At 63.7% G+C, this 15693-nt stretch carries 11 protein-coding genes and 1 pseudogene; 8 read left to right on the top strand and 4 right to left on the bottom strand.

What is annotated here, in order from left to right; translation table 11 throughout:
- From D7S86_RS20340 to D7S86_RS20330, 3 genes are all read right to left on the bottom strand, one after another.
- Positions 1 to 948 carry a branched-chain amino acid ABC transporter permease gene (locus D7S86_RS20340; RefSeq protein WP_121088693.1) on the bottom strand — a complete coding sequence of 316 codons (948 nt, stop codon included), beginning with the start codon at positions 946 to 948 and terminating at the stop codon, positions 1 to 3.
- Between the two features lie 21 nt (positions 949 to 969).
- Positions 970 to 2214, bottom strand: coding sequence for a branched-chain amino acid ABC transporter substrate-binding protein (locus D7S86_RS20335; RefSeq protein WP_121088692.1), 1245 nt, complete (start codon positions 2212 to 2214; stop codon positions 970 to 972).
- A gap of 325 nt (positions 2215 to 2539) precedes the next feature.
- Positions 2540 to 3910 (bottom strand): amidohydrolase family protein, encoded by a 1371-nt coding sequence (locus tag D7S86_RS20330; protein WP_121088691.1) that lies wholly within the window; start codon positions 3908 to 3910, stop codon positions 2540 to 2542.
- A 323-nt stretch (positions 3911 to 4233) separates the two neighbouring features.
- Between D7S86_RS20330 and D7S86_RS20325 the strand changes: the two genes are divergently transcribed.
- From D7S86_RS20325 to D7S86_RS20300, 5 genes and pseudogenes are all read left to right on the top strand, one after another.
- Positions 4234 to 5172: an ABC transporter substrate-binding protein gene (locus D7S86_RS20325; protein ID WP_121088690.1), complete on the top strand. Its 939-nt coding sequence runs from the start codon at positions 4234 to 4236 to the stop codon at positions 5170 to 5172.
- A complete protein-coding gene (locus D7S86_RS20320) occupies positions 5172 to 6866 on the top strand; it encodes an amino acid ABC transporter permease/ATP-binding protein (RefSeq protein WP_121088689.1) in 1695 nt (564 codons plus the stop codon). The genes D7S86_RS20325 and D7S86_RS20320 overlap by 1 nt, the downstream gene beginning before the upstream one ends.
- A gap of 67 nt (positions 6867 to 6933) precedes the next feature.
- Positions 6934 to 8193, top strand: a pseudogene (locus tag D7S86_RS20315) (acetamidase/formamidase family protein); the annotation flags it as partial.
- Between the two features lie 323 nt (positions 8194 to 8516).
- Positions 8517 to 10931 carry an acetamidase/formamidase family protein gene (locus tag D7S86_RS20305; RefSeq protein WP_121088931.1) on the top strand — a complete coding sequence of 805 codons (2415 nt, stop codon included), beginning with the start codon at positions 8517 to 8519 and terminating at the stop codon, positions 10929 to 10931.
- Positions 10932 to 10944: 13 nt separating this feature from the next.
- Positions 10945 to 11262: a YnfA family protein gene (locus tag D7S86_RS20300; protein ID WP_121088686.1), complete on the top strand. Its 318-nt coding sequence runs from the start codon at positions 10945 to 10947 to the stop codon at positions 11260 to 11262.
- 147 nt (positions 11263 to 11409) lie between these two features.
- Here D7S86_RS20300 and D7S86_RS20295 read toward each other — a convergent pair whose 3' ends face one another.
- On the bottom strand, positions 11410 to 12156 hold the full coding sequence (locus D7S86_RS20295; RefSeq protein ID WP_205962860.1) for an HD domain-containing protein: 747 nt from the start codon (positions 12154 to 12156) through the stop codon (positions 11410 to 11412).
- Positions 12157 to 12509: 353 nt separating this feature from the next.
- Between D7S86_RS20295 and D7S86_RS20290 the strand changes: the two genes are divergently transcribed.
- From D7S86_RS20290 to D7S86_RS20280, 3 genes are read left to right on the top strand one after another with little or no spacing between them, the layout of a single operon-like run.
- The gene (locus tag D7S86_RS20290; protein ID WP_121088685.1) at positions 12510 to 13073 is read left to right on the top strand and encodes a 1,2-dihydroxy-3-keto-5-methylthiopentene dioxygenase; all 564 of its coding nucleotides are present in this window, start codon (positions 12510 to 12512) and stop codon (positions 13071 to 13073) included.
- A gap of 2 nt (positions 13074 to 13075) precedes the next feature.
- A complete protein-coding gene (locus D7S86_RS20285; RefSeq protein ID WP_121088684.1) occupies positions 13076 to 14638 on the top strand; it encodes a rhamnulokinase in 1563 nt (520 codons plus the stop codon).
- 43 nt (positions 14639 to 14681) lie between these two features.
- Positions 14682 to 15692, top strand: coding sequence for a substrate-binding domain-containing protein (locus tag D7S86_RS20280; protein ID WP_121088683.1), 1011 nt, complete (start codon positions 14682 to 14684; stop codon positions 15690 to 15692).
- Position 15693: the final 1 nt, after the last annotated feature.

The following is a 15693-nucleotide window of genomic DNA, read 5'->3' as shown; positions in this document are numbered from 1 at the left end:
CTAGCCTTCACGGGTGCCCATGAGGCCGCGGGGACGCACGATCAGCATCACGACCATCAGCAGATAGGGCAGCACCGGTGCGATCTGGGACACGCTGAGCTTCCATACCGAAGACAACAGTGTCGTGCTCGTCACGTGAACGCCGAACCGCGCGAAGAGATCGGCGAGCGACGCATCGATGGCGACCGCGAAGGTCTGCAGCAGGCCGATCAGCAGCGAGGCGATGAATGCGCCGCCAAGCGAACCCATCCCGCCCACGACGACCACGACAAAGACGATGGTGCCGACCGAGCTGGCCATCGACGGCGCGGTGACGAACGCGTTGCCGCCGATCACGCCCGCGAGTCCCGCGAGCGCCGCGCCGCCCGCGAAAACAAGCATGAACACGCGCTGCACGTTGTGGCCGAGCGCCTCGACCATCTGCGGATGCGTCAATGCGGCCTGGATCACGAGTCCGATGCGCGTGCGGGTCAGGGTGACGTACATCGCGCCGAGCATCAATACGGACACGAGCATCATGAAAGCGCGGTACTTGGGAAACGTCGACGTGAAGACGTGGAACAGCGGGCCGTCGAGTTCGGGCGGAATCCGGTAGGGCACGACGGCCTGACCCCAGGCGAGTTTGACGGCCTCCTCGATCAGATAGGCGAGACCGAACGTGAACAGCAATTCGGCGACGTGTCCGTACTTGTGGACGGTCCGTAACCCGAAGCGTTCGACGAGCGCGCCGACGCACACGACGAGGCACGGCGCGATGACGAGCGCCGGCCAGAAGCCGATCTTGCCGGCGATCGCATACGCGAAATACGCGCCCAGCATATAGAAGCTCGCGTGCGCGAAATTGAGCACGCCCATCATGCTGAAGATCAGCGTGAGCCCCGATGACAGCAGGAACAGCAGCAGTCCGTAGCTGATGCCGTTCAGCAGCGAGATCGTGAAGAATTCCACGTGCGAGTCCGGCTTATCGGCTTATTGCGGGCGCTTCATCTGGCATGTGGTCGGCAGGCTTGCGGCGGCGGCGGGCAAGACGGCATCGGTGCGCCAGCCGTAGCCGGTTCCTTCCTGGTCGTACTTGATGTCCTTGCCGTCGGCTTTGACCCAGGTGCTGATCACGAGCGGCTGTTGCAACTGGTGGTCGGCCGCGCGCATTTCGACGGTGCCGTTCAGGCTCTGGGTCTTCATGCCTTCGAGCGCATGGGCGACTTTTACCGGATCGGCCGAGTGCGTTTGCTTGATGGCCTGGCTCAGCATCGCAATCGCGGTATAGGACGCCATCACGTAGAAGTCGTCGTTGTATTTCTTCTTGAAGCCGTCGAAGATCTGAGCGGCCTGAGGCGGGTTGCCCGGCGTATTGGGGCCGAAATAGCCGATGTATTTGACGTGTTCGGCGCCGGCCGCGCCCATCGCGGTCGGCACGCCTGTCGTGGGGGCGTAGTACGTGTAGTAGTTCGCGGTGACGCCGGCGTCCTTGCTGGCCTTGACCAGCAGCGCGAGGTCGCTGCCCCAGTTGCCCGTGATGACCGTATCGGCGCCCGACGCCTTGATCTTGCTCGCGTACGGCGAGAAGTCCTTGACCTTGGCCAGCGGATGGAAATCGTCGCCGACGATCTCGATGTCCGCGCGCTTGCGCTTGAGGGCTTCCTGCGCCTTGGCGGACACGTCATGACCGAACGAATAGTCCTGATTGATCAGGTAGACCTTCTTGACGTGCGGGTCCTTGGCGAGAAATGTCGTCAGGGCCTCCATTTTCATATCGGAGTTCGCGTCGAAGGCGAAATGCCAGTAGTCGCACTTGGCGTTGGTCATCGCGGGGTCGACCGCGGCGTAGTTCAGGTAGATGAGTTCCTTGCCGGGGTTGCGCTCGTTGTAGCGCGAGACGGCGTCTTCGAGCGCCATGCCGACCGAGGATCCGTTGCCTTGGACGATATAGCGAATGCCTTGATCGGCGGCTTCGTTGAGCAGCGTGAGGCTTTGCTGGGGCGAGAGATTGTTGTCGAAGCCCACGACTTCGAGCTTGGGGCCGCCGGTCCAGTCCTGCTGATTCGCGACGTCGGCGATGTATTGCCAGCTTTTGAGTTCGTTGGCCCCGAGCGAGCCCATCAGCCCGGACAGCGGGTCAATGAACGCGATTTTGACCGTTTCCGCCGAAACGGCGCCCGATGCCAGCGCGATGCACGCGGTGGCGCCCACCATCAACGAACGCATGTTTTTCATTCGATGTCTCCGATGTGTGTGTCATCGATTCTTGGCTCGATTTCGCAACCACGTGTAAAGCATCGCCGCATGACTGCGGGTCGTACCGGACAAGCTCGAGATTCAGTGCGCGCTGATAAGCGGGGGTTCGGCCGATGTTAAGGGCTGGGAAACACAAATGCGAGGTCACTTTCGGACGCGAAAATGTGCGAGCCGGACATTCACGGCCGTCGAAATCGCCACCGGCCTTGGTGGGCAAGGCGCGACGGCGGGGGATCGGGATTTTTACCTAGGGGGAAGAAGGGGGGGCGCGCAGCGGATGCTTGAACGCAACGCGCGGGTCCGATCATGCTTCGTTGAGCCCGAACTTCGCCTCGTTCGAAGCGAGCCATGCGTCGCGCCGCTCGAACAAGCCCGGCGCGAGATCGTTGACATGCTCGATCAATGCCTGAAGGTCGGCGCTGAGCAGACGTCCGCCGTCGACGACGATGCGGCCCGCGACCATCGTGAGGTCGACATCGCCGCCCTGGACCGCATGCACGAGGTTGTGATGCAGATTCGACCAGCGCCCGCGCATCAGCGGCGTCATGCGCGGCGTATCGGTGCGCACCGCGATCAGATCGGCGGCCTTGCCCGGTTCGAGCGAACCGATCTGCGCATCCATGCCGAGCGCGCGCGCGCCGGTCGATGTCGCCATCCGGCAGACCGACCACGCATCGAGCGCGGCCGCGTCGAGCCGCGAGAGCTTCGCCATCAACGATGCGGTCTTCATTTCCTCGAACACGTCGAGGTTGTTGTTCTCCTTTTCGCCGTCGGTGCCGAGCCCGACGGCCACACCTGCGGCGAGCAGCTTCTCGACGGGCGCCGCGCCGCTCGCGAGCTTCATATTGCTGACGGGGTTATGCGCGACGCCGACGCCGCGCGCCGCAAGCCGCTCGATCTCGGCATCGGACAACCAGACGCAATGCGCAAGCAGCACATGATGCGCATCGAGCAAGCCGAATCGTTCGAGCGCCTCGACGGGCCGCACGCCATAACGCCGTTGCGTCTCCTCGACATCGAAGCGGCTCTCGCCGCTATGCGTGTGCAGTCCGACGCGATGTGCGCGGCTCATGGCGACCGCGCGCTTCCATGCGTCGGGCACGGCATAGAACATATGTTCGAGACCGACCCAGACGTTCACGCGCCCGCCCGCGCCCCCGTGCCATGACTCGATGAGCCGCTCGTTGCTGTCGAGCGTCTCGAAGTAGTCATGTTCGGGATGCTCGGCGACATACGGCACGAGCACCGCGCGAATGCCGAGTTCGCTCGCGGCGCGCGCGCTGCCGTGCATATGCCGCCACATATCGACGATCGTCGTGGTCCCCGACAGCAGCGCTTCGGCGTAGCAGAGCCACGATGCGGCCTCGGCCTCGCGCGGTTCGATCACGCGATGCATCGGGTCGATGAACTGCTGGAGCCAGTCCCAGACCGGAAGACCTTCGGCCGTGCCGCGCAGCAGGCCCGAATGGCAATGCGCGTTGATGAGGCCCGGCATCAGCACGCGTTTGTCGAGCCGTCTCACGGATGCGTCCGGGTAGCGGGCGATCAGTTCATCGGCCGCGCCGACGGATTCGATCCGTCCATCGTCGCCCACCACGACCGCGCCGTTCTCGATGACGGGATTGCCGTCCGTCATCGGCAACACGAAATCCGCCCACAACACTTGCCGTTTCATCGGCGACTCCCTGTTCGATATCGAAGATCGCCCGCATCATCGAACGACAAAATCGGGCGGGCAAGCGCATCGTTTCGCCGACCGCGCGGATCGACGGCCGCACCGTCGGCGTGTCGCGCGTGCACAGGCGTGCGGCCCCGTGACGGCCTTCAGGCTCGCGCACGGCGTCGGCGGTGCCGGCGCGGCCGCCTTCACCCCCGTCCAAGCTTTTGTGCGCCTACGGTCAAGTCCCGCCAATTTCGTCTATCTACGCTTGCGCTGAAGCGATGCAACAAGGCTCACATGGGGTGAGCCACTGACATTCGCCGCTCAGGAGCCTCGGGATGGACCTCACTCTCGTCGAACACGTACACGCCAGGCGCGACACCGGCGACACCCGCGGCCTCGCGCGCCATTGGCGCGAGCTCGTGCTCGCCATCGTCTGTCTTGCCGCCCTGTTGGTCTCGGGCCGTGCGCACGCCGCCGGCGCGCCGGCGCCCGAAGCGTGCAAGGCATTGCAGGCGAAGTATCCGCAGTTCAAAGGTAAGACGCTCGTCAACGCGATCAACCCGCACACACCGGGATACGAGGCGCTCGATCCGAACGATCCGAGCCAATACATCGGCTTCGATATCGATCTCGGCGAATCGATCGGTAACTGCCTCGGTTTCAAAATGACGTACAAGCCCGTCACGTTCGCAGCCCTGCTGACCACGCTTCAAAGCGGGCAGGCCGACATCGTGATCTCCGATATCTACGCGACCGAAGATCGTGCGAAGGCCGCCGATTTCATCACGTATTCGAAGGTGTTCGACGGCGTGCTCGTCGCCAAGGGCAACCCGAAAAAGATCAGCGGCATCAACACGACGATGTGCGGCACGACCGCGGCGGAAAACACAGGCTACGTCGAAGTGCCGTTGATCCAGAACCTGGCCGGCGCATGCAAGGCCGCCGGCAAGCCGGAACCGTCGATCCAGCTCTACGACAACAACGCCAACTGCATCCAGGCGATCCTCGCCGGCCGCGCCGACACCTATATCAACGACGTGAACACGGTGGATCAGGCCGTCAAGGCGTATCCGGACAAGCTCGAAAAGGCCACGGCCGTCACGTTGCCCTATTCGGTCGGCATCGCGGTGCCCAAGGGCCAGCCTGAATTCCGCTCGGCCGTCATGGACGCGCTCGTCGCGATCCAGAAAGCCGGCATCCAGACCGATCTGCTCAAGAAATGGTCGCTTGGCGAAGACAACCTCGAAGCGCCCAAGCTGATCGTGTCGAACTAATGGAACTGTTCCTGCACTATCTCGGCTTGCCGTATCTGCTGCGCGGCATCGGCTTCACGGTCGCCGTCACCGCACTGGGTCTCGCGGGCGGCGTGCTCGTGGGGCTCGTGCTCGCGGCGATGCAGTTGAGCCGCATCGGTCCGCTTGCCGCCGTCGCGCGCGGCTACACGGTGATTTTTCGCGGCACGCCGCTGATATTGCAGCTTGTCTTTGCTTACGACGCGCTGCCGCACATCGGCATCAAGCTCAGCGCGCTCGGCGCGGCGGGACTCGCGCTCGCGGCCAACGAAGGGCCGTTCATCGCCGAGATCCTGCGCTCGGGCGTGCTCGGCGTCGAACGCGGGCAATCGCTCGCGGGACAAGCGCTCGGCATGACCCCGTCGATTCTGATGCGCCGCGTGATCGCGCCTCAGGCAATCCGATCCATCGTGCCGGCGCTCGGTAACGAATCGGTCAGCGCGCTCAAGAATTCGTCGCTCGCGTCGGTCATCGCGGTCGACGAACTCACGCTGCGCAGCACGCAGCTTGCTTCCTCGACGTTCGACTTCTTTTCGATCTTCTTCGCATCGGGGCTCATGTATCTCGTGCTGACCGGCGCGATCGCCGTGATCCAGCTGATCGCCGAAGCGGCGCTCGATCTCGACCGCGAGCACGCGACGCGCTTTGCCCGCTTGCTGCCGTGGCGCCGCGCGGCCACGGCGGCGATCCCGCCGACCCCGGAGCCCGCGGAAGACCCCGTATCCGCCTCGACGCCGATATCGGCGTCGAGACCGGGCAACCGATCCGATTCCACGGACGTGGATTCGGGCGCGGTCGCAACGATCGACCCGGCGCACGCGACGCCGCGACACGCGGCCGTGCGCACGGCGTTCGAACGCGCGCAACGCGATGCGTTGCTCGAACACCAGCTTCCGTCCGTTCAGATCACAGGACTCTCGAAGCGCTATGGTCCGCAATCGGTGCTTGACGGTTTCGACTTGACGGTGCGTACCGGCGAAGTCGTCGTCGTGCTCGGACCGAGCGGGTCGGGCAAGAGCACGCTCCTGCGTTGCATCAATCACCTCGAACAGTGGGACGCGGGCGAGATCCGCGTCGGCGGCCGGCGTCTCGGTTTTCGTGTCGACGGGCGGCCCATGACCCAACACGACATCGCCAACGAACGTGCCAGCGTCGGCGTGGGCATGGTGTTTCAGCACTTCAATCTGTTCAGTCATCTGAGCGCGTGCGAGAACATCGCGGGTCCGTTGCGATGGGTGTTCGGCGTACCGGCTGACGAAGCCGAACGGCGCGCGCGTGCATTGCTCGATCGTGTCGGCCTCGGTCATCGCGCCGACGCGTTGCCGCGCCATTTATCGGGCGGCCAGCAACAGCGCGTGGCCATTGCGCGCGCGCTCGCGCCGAACCCGCGCGTGCTGCTGCTCGACGAGCCGACCTCGGCGCTCGACCCCGAACGCGTCGGCGAAGTGCTCGACGTCATTCGACGCCTCGCGCTCGAAGACGGCCTCACGATGATGATCTCGACGCATCAGTTGCGCTTCGCCGAACAGGTCGCGGATCACGTTGTGTTCATGAGCGGCGGCGCGATCGTCGAGCAGGGCCATGCGCACGAGGTGCTTCGACACCCGCGTCATGCATTGACCCGGCGTTTCCTCAGCATGATGGGCGAAGACGACCGGATCGACGTCGCATCGTGAAGATCAATCGGTCGCTGTGCGCGCGCCCGCGCATGCATCGCGGCCCCACCACAAGGTTCGACTCATGAAACACCACACGCTCCGCGTCTCGCCCGAGACCGTTCACTGGGGCTATTTCAGCAAGGCGGTCGCGCCCGCGGTGACGATCCGGTCCGGCGACCGCATGACGATCGAAACGCTGACGCATCACGCGAACGACGATCACGAACGCATGGTCGCCGGCGACCCGGGCGCCGAAAGCGTGTTCCACTGGACCCGCGAACACAAAGCCGTGTCACGGCGCGGCGCGGGGCCGACCGAAGCGCCGTTCAAGCTCGGCGCGGGCGAAGGCGTCGGCGTGCATCTGTTGACGGGGCCCGTCGCGGTCGAAGGCGCCGAACCCGGAGACGTGCTCGAAGTCCGCATCCTCGATGTCCGCCCGCGTCCGAGCTGCAACGCGTGCTATCAGGGCCGTTGCTTTGGGTCGAACGTCGCGGCGTCATGGGGCTTTCAGTATCACGATCTCATCGAGGAACCCAAGCCGCGCGAAGTCGTGACGATCTTCGAACTCGATACGCAGGGCGAACCGTATGCGCGCGCGGTCTACAACTACGTCTGGACGCCGCAGACGGATCCGGACGGCGTGGTTCACGCGTCGATCGACTATCCGGGCGTCAAGGTCGATCACACGCTCGTGCGCAAGCGCGAGGACATCTTGTCGAACGTCAGGGTCCCCGCGCGCCTGCACTTCGGTACGATGGGCCTTGCGCCGGCCGAGGCGGCATTCGTGAGTTCGATCCCGCCCGGACATACGGGCGGCAATATCGACGACTGGCGGGTCGGCAAGGGCGCGCGCATGTACTATCCGGTCGCCGTCGAAGGGGCATATTTCTCGGTCGGCGATCCGCATGCCGCGCAGGGCGATAGCGAACTCGGCGGCACCGCGATCGAGACGTCGCTGACGGGCGACTTCGAATTCGTGCTGCATAAGAAGCACGATCTCGGCGGCACGATCCTCGAAGGACTCACGCATCCGATGCTCGAAACCGACGATCAATGGTCGGTGTACGGCTTCACGTTCGCGAACTATCTGGCCGAACTCGGTCCGAATGCGCAACTCGACGTCGCGCAGCACGCGAGCCTCGATAAAGCCATGCGCGACGCGTTCCGCAAGCTCCGCCGCTTTCTGATGACCGTGCATAAGCTCAGTGAAGACGAGGCCATCGCACTGATGTCGGTTGCGGCCGATTTCGGCGTGACGCAGGTCGTTGACGGAAACTGGGGCGTGCATGGTTCGATCCGCAAGGAAGTGTTCATGAATCACACGAGACTCATGAAACCGGTCTGACGCGCGCGTTGCCGCATGTCGCCGCGTGATGTCGCGTCACGCGCGATGCCCGTCGATGCGCCCCGCGCACAATCTCACGCATGCGTCGCGATCGATGCGCCACCACGGTGCATCGGAGCCGCCTGTGCGCATCGATCCGGCGCACACATCGCGTTGTGTCGCGCGTGTGCGCCGCGTCGCTTCGTACACGATCGGATCGCGCAATGGCATAAACGTTGCTTCGCCTGAACGGCGATGACGCATCCGGCCGCATGCATGCGAGCGGTCGATACCGGGTGCCGCGCGAGAACCTTGCGTCGTTCGCGACGGCCACGGAGTGTGCGTTGGAGCTGCTGCGTTTTACCACCGAATCGTATCCCCGAGTCGAACGTCTTCGCGCGTGGCGCGATGCGCTCGAACGCATCGGGTTGCAGGCGAGCGCGCTCGGGCCGGAGCGCGAACTCAACGGCACGCTGCACTCGCGAACGTCGATCGGCGGCTTCGACTTGAGCGTTGTCGCTTCGGTCGCCCAGACGCTGTCGCTCAATACATCCCATGTCGACAGCCTGCTCATCGTGCTCAATATCGATGGCGCGGCGAAACTCGTCTGCGATGGCCGTCATGAGTCGATGGGGCCGCACGACCTGGTCTATTTGCCTTCGCGCGAACACGCTTCGCTGAAGTTCGAATCGGATTTCCGTGCGCTGATCGTGCGCGTGCCGCGCGCCGCGATCGGTGCGCGGTTGCTCGCGCCGTCCGCGATGCGTGTGGCGCGTATCGCGGGTCATGCGGGGATCGGGCATGTGTTCGCGGGTTTTCTCGCGTCGATCGCGGAAAGCATCGAGTCGCTTTCCGTCGATCATCTGCGTCCGCTCGAACTCGCGCTCGGCGAATTCATGATCGCGAGCCTGTCGGCGTATCAGACCGAGGGCCATTTCAGCGGATTGAGTGCATCGCAGGCCGCTATTTTTGCGCGCGCGTGTCGTCGTATCGATGCACAGCTCGGCGATTCGGATCTCAATGTCGCGACGATCGCAAAAGAAGAGGGCGTGTCGGCGCGCTATCTGCAGAAGCTGTTCGAGACCGCGGGCCAGAGTTTTTCGACCTACTTGCGTATCCGACGTCTCGAGCGGTGCCGCGCGGAGCTGATCGATCCGCTGTATATGAAGATGTCGATCTCGGCGATCTGCTTTCGTTGGGGCTTTAACGACCCGGCGCATTTCAGCCGCGCATTTCGCGATCAGTATCAGACGTCGCCGCGCGCGTTCCGTCATGAGGCCAACCTCGAACTCGCGCGGCATCTCGTGCGCAGGATCTCGCGCGGCTTGCCGTTCAACGCGGATAGTGTGATTGCTCATGCGCAAGCGACAACCCATGCGACGCAGGCGACGCGCGCGGTCGGGCCGCCTGACGATCTCGGCACGCTCGTCGAATTACCCTCCGTCGACGGACGCGACGAGGGCCGCGACAACGCACGTGTGCGGACCGCGCGTCGCGCGGGCAAACCCCGTCATCATCTGTTGCGCGTGTCGGCCAATACGGTGCATTGGGGCTATTTTTCGCACGATCTCAAACCCGTGCTCGAGGTCGAGAGCGGCGATACGGTGACGATCGAGACGCTGACGCAACACGCCTCGGACGACTGGGCTCGCATGGTCGCGAACGACCCCGGCGCCGAGAGCGTGTTTCATTGGACGCCCGAACACAAGAACGTCAATCGACGCGGCGCGGGACCGATCGACGCATCGATCTATGGACGCGGCGCGGGTGAGGGTTTCGGCGTACATATCTGCACGGGACCGGTCGCCGTGCGCGGGGCCGAGCCCGGCGATGTGCTCGAAGTCCGCATTCTCGATGTGCGGCCGCGCCGATGCGCGAATCCGCATTTCGGCGGGCGCGCATTCGGCAGCAATGCGGCCGCATGGTGGGGCTTTCACTATCGCGAGTTGCTGACCGAGCCCAAGCCGCGTGAAGTCGTGACGATCTACGAGCTCGACGCCGAGGGTCCGGCACAGGGGCCCGCCTATGCGCGCGCCGTTTACAACTATCGATGGACGCCGCAACGCGACCCGTTCGGCGTCGTGCATCCGACCATCGATTATCCGGGCGTGCCCGTCGATCATTCGACGATTGTCGAAAACCACGGCATTCTCAAGGACGTCAAGATTCCGGTGCGTCCGCATTTCGGTTTGATCGCCGTCGCGCCGCAGCACAATGGATTGATCGATTCGATTCCGCCTTCGACGTTCGGCGGCAATCTCGACAACTGGCGCGTCGCGCAGGGCGCCAGTGTGTTTTTGCCGGTCGGCGTGCCCGGCGCGTTGCTTTCGATCGGCGACCCGCATGCGTCACAAGGCGATTCCGAGCTGTGCGGCACGGCGATCGAATGTTCGCTGACGGGCGATTTCCAGTTGGTGTTGCACAAGCAGGCATCGCTTGCGGGACAGCCGTTCGCGGATCTGACCTATCCGCTCGTGGAGACCGCGGACGAGTGGGTGCTGCACGGCTTCAGTCACGCCAACTATCTCGCCGAATTCGGCACGCAGGCGCAAAGCAAGGTCTATGAGAAATCGACGCTGGATCTGGCGATGCGTGATGCGTTCATCAAGACGCGCCGCTTTTTGATGACGACAAAAGGGCTTAGCGAAGACGAGGCGATTTCGCTGATGTCCGTCGCCGTCGACTTCGGTGTGACGCAGGTCGTTGACGGAAACTGGGGGGTGCATGCGATTATTCGCAAGGCGTTATTCGGTCACTGAATCCAAGCGTTGAATGAAATCGATCCTGCTCTATGTGGTGACGGCGGTTGTCGAAATCGTCGGATGTTATCTGCCTTACCTCTGGCTGAAGGAGGGGAAAAGCGCAGTGTTGTTGGTCCCGGCCGCGATATCGCTCGCGCTTTTCGCGTGGCTGCTGACATTGCATCCGTCGGCGGCCGGACGCGTCTACGCGGCATACGGGGGCGTGTACATCGCGGTCGCGCTCGCGTGGCTATGGTGCGTGGATGGCCTGAGACCGACGAGTTGGGACTGGGCCGGCGTCACGCTCTCGCTGATCGGCATGGCGACCATTGCGTTCCAGCCGCGCTAAGCGCGACGTGTCCATCGACGGACCCGTAACCTCGGTCTGAGGCACGCGTGAGTACATGGACGCGTTAAGCCGGCTATCCCTTTCGCTGCGGCACATTCGACCCGTCGATTTGGCACGCTTGTCAGCAAAGCGGCCAAAGCGCGCGCTTCAGCCTCCCGGCGCGCTGGGTTCCGATCGATACCGCGTGACATCGAATCCGGCCGCTGAAATCTTTTGGGCGCCGGCGTCTTCGATATCTCGCCGCAGTGCGTCGAGATACGTGTCGAACGCCGTGTATTTTCCAAGGCGAAACGTCAGTCCGAACTCGATCTCCTTCCACGTCGAGATATCGGCTTCGTTGTGTTGCAATTGCGCTTCGAGCTTGTCGAGGGCGACAGCCACTTTCGCCTCGTAGGTATCGGCGACCTCGAATTCCTCCCAAAGACTTTCGATTTCATCGCCCACGTCAGCGGGCAACATCGCGCGTATTGTCGCGATCGCTTCCCGCTCGCGTGCCTGCTTGGCCCGACGGCGCTCGGCGTCATCGAGCACGTCGAATACGGGAACGTCTCCACACACCGCTTCGACGATGTCGTGCACGATCACCAATTTCAGCAGCTTGAGCTCATCGAGTGCGCGATCGACGCGCTTGGCGACGAGCATGGCCATCAGCGACATCCGCCATGAATGTTCAGCGACGCTTTCCGGACGACCGCTCGACGTCCAGCTATGCCGGATCTCGTCCTTAAGCTTTTCCGCCAGGCCAAGAAAAGCCACGATTTGAGACATCTCACCGCTCGTGCTGCGCATTGCCCGCCCTCGTATGCGTACGTCGCGTAGCGCTCGTACAGTTTCAAGGAGCACGCGCACGTTTTGAAAGACATCGAGGATAACAAACGCGACCAGGTCGCCCATTCGTATCGATCGAATGCGCATTGCGTCCATCTGCCCATGCGCATCGATGCGACGTAGGCGCACACCGCGCGTTCATGATTTCCGACGCGGACATGCCTGCCATCCGCACGTGAGTCACATCGAGCCACACGCGCGATGCGCATCGCGTTTCGCAGACACGACATCGTTGCCGATGTGCATCAGGGTCCACCCGATTTTGTCTGTCGAATCGATCGTTCGCCTCGATTTTTCGCATATCGACTTCGCCGTAGAAGAAATATGCATGCGCAATTTTCTTCGTTCCGGTCCCTCGACGCGCGCCGTATATTTTTCCGGCGCCGCATTGCATGGCGCGCCTACCTCGTCGGGTTCTCATGACTCAACTGACGCTCTATCGCACGCCCGGCGCTCCCGTGCCGCACGCCACTTTCGATCACGCCGAAGAGATCGCGTCGGTGCTCACGCGTGCGGGCATCGGATACGAACGGTGGGAGACCCATACGGTGCTGGCATCGGACGCCAGCGACGACGATGTCCTGCATGCGTACCGCGCCGAGATCGATCGATTGCTCGCGACGCGCGGCTACGCTTCGGTCGACGTGTTCCGCATCACGCCTGACGCGCCTCATCGGGCAACTGCCCGGCGAAAATTCCTCAGCGAACACACGCATGCCGAAGACGAGGTCCGCTTCTTCGTCGAAGGACAGGCGGCCTTCTATCTCCACTTGGACGACCTCGTCTACAAGGTGGTCTGCACGGAGGGCGATCTGATCAGCGTGCCGGCCGGCACCCGACATTGGTTCGACATGGGGGGCGCGCCGCGCTTTACCGCGATCCGCCTGTTCGGTACGCCCGATGGCTGGGTCGCGACGTTCACCGGCGATCCGATCGCATCGACGTTGCCGCTGATCGACGACATTCCGATCGAGACAGCCTGATCATGGCGGCGACAGACAACATCGGCCTGTCGGCCGATGGGAGACGTGTGGCCGACGCGCGCGCGGTCCCTTTACTCGCGCTCGATCTCGGCAGCTCGACAGGACGCTTGTACCTCGGTCATCTTTCCGCATCGGGCCGGTTAGACATCGAAGAGGTCGATCGTTTCGCGAACGGCCCCGTGCAGATCGGCGGACATGTCTACTGGGACTTCGCGCATCTGTGGCAGAGCGCAGGCGCCGCGCTGGCCAAGGTGGCGTCGCGGCTCGATAGCCCCGCCACATTGGGCATCGACAGCTTCGGCGTCGACTATGTGCTGACCGACGCCAGCGGCTATGCGGTCGCCGGCATGCGGCACATGCGCGACGCGCGCACGGCGGGTCTCTACGACGCGGTATACGCACGCATTGCGAAGCCCGAGCTATACGGCCGCACGGGCTCGATGGAAATCGAGATCAACACGCTGCTTCAATTGGTCGCCGACCGGCGCGATCAGCCCTGGCTGACCGACGTCGCGCACGCATTGCATCTCGCGCCCGACTACGTCACGCATCTGCTGACCGGACGGCGCGTGAGCGAGTTGTCGATCGCCTCGACCACGCAATTGATCGACCCGGTCCGGCGCGACTGGGACTTCGGTATCGCCGACGCATTCGGGATTCCGCGCCGCTGGTTCGCTCCCATCGTCGAGCCCGGGCAGATTGTCGGGCCCGTGACGGCCGATGAAGCCGAGCGACTCTCGCTGCGTCATCGTATCGACGTGGTCGCGGTCGCCAGTCACGATACGGCGTCGGCCGCGGCCGTCGTGCCTTACGAGCCGAACGCGGTGCGCGAACGGACGGCGTTCATCAGTCTCGGCACGTGGTCGCTCGTCGGGCAGGAACTGCGCGCGCCGGATCTCAGCGCCGCTTCGTGCGCCGCGAATTTCACGAACGAGTGCGGCGTGGCGGGCAGCATCGTGCATCACAAGATTCAGGCCGGCCTGTGGCTCATGCATCAGACGTTGAAGGACGTCCAGCGCACGCAGCCCGGGATCGGGTTTGCGGAGCTCGAACGGCTCGCAGCCGCGACGTCGCGTCGATTCGCCTTTGATGCGGACGACGCCGCGTTTCGCGATCCCGTATCGATGCCGGCGGCGATTCGGCACTGGTTCACGCAACGGGGCCTGCCCGCGCCCGAGTCGCTCGCCGAACTCGCGCGGTCCATCTACGACAGCCTGGCATTGTCCTATCGCACCACGCTCGCGCAGATTCAAGCACTGCGCGGCGCGTCGATCGAGACGCTGCACATCGTGGGCGGCGGCGCGGCCATCGAACCGCTGTGCCAGGCGATTGCCGACGCCACGGGTGTTGTCGTCATCGCGGGCCCCGTCGAGGCGACGGTCGCCGGAAACATGGTCGCGCAACTTGTCGCGCGCGGTGTCGTGCGCGATTTCGAACACGGACGCGACATCGTGAGCCGCTCGTTCACGGTCACGCGCTACAGCCCTTCAGGCGACCCTGCGTGGACGCGTCGCCACGCGCAATTGCAGGCGCACATCGAACGTCAATCGGTCGTCCTGTCCTGAGCATTCCACACCTTCCAATCGAACATACCCATCGGAGCCTCGCATGCATTCTCCCGCTCGACGCCTGCTCGCCCAGGCCATCGCCGCCGCACTCGTCACCGGCGTTGCCGCATCATCCGTCTGGGCCGACGCTGCCGCGCCCGCCAACTCGGAAGTCGCGGTGGTCGTGAAGATCGTCGGCATCCCCTGGTTCAATCGCTTCGGCGAAGGCGTGACGAAGGCCGGCAAGCAGTTGAACATCAAGGCCACCCAGGTGGGCCCGACGCAGGCCGACCCGGCACAGCAAGTGAAGGTCGTCGAAGATCTGATCGCACGCAACGTCGGGGCCATCGCCGTGGTGCCCGACGATGCCCATGCGCTCGAACCCGTGCTCAAGCGCGCGCGCGACAAGGGCATCACGGTCGTGACGCATGAATCGCCGGGTCAGGTCGGCGCGCAATGGGATGTCGAGACCATCGACAATCGCGAGTTCGCCGTGTCGGTGTTCCAGAAACTCGCCGATCTGACCGGCGGAGAAGGCACGTTCGTGTTGATCGTCGGCTCGCTGACGACCCCGCTGCACAAGGAGTGGGCCGATACGGGGCTGGCCTATCTGAAGGAAAAGTATCCGAAGCTGACACTGATTTCGGATCGCTATGGCGTCGGCGAGAGTCTCGATGATTCGTATCGCACCGCCACCGAAATTCTGAAGGCGCATCCGGACCTCAAGGGGGTCGTCGCGTTCGGCAGCCAGGGCCCGATCGGCTTCGCGCGCGCGCTCGAACAGCAGGGGTTCAAGCCGGGTCAGGTCAAGGTGGTCGGTAATGCGCTGCCCAAGCAGGCCGCACCCTACATCAAGAAGGGCTACATCGACGCGGGCTTCCTGTGGGATCCGAGCGACGCGGGCTTCGCCCTCGTCGCGCTCGCCGACAAGGTTCGCAAGGGCGAGCCGATCGAGGACGGCTGGGAATTGCCGGGTCTCGGCAAGGCCACCGTCGATAAGGACAACCACATCGTGCGATTCAAGGCCGCACGCGTTTTCACCAAGAGCAACGTTGACCAATTCAACTTCTAAT

This window comes from Pararobbsia silviterrae, assembly GCF_003628125.1.
Classification (GTDB): Bacteria; Pseudomonadota; Gammaproteobacteria; order Burkholderiales; family Burkholderiaceae; genus Pararobbsia; species Pararobbsia silviterrae.
This window is presented reverse-complemented; position numbering and strand designations above follow the sequence as displayed.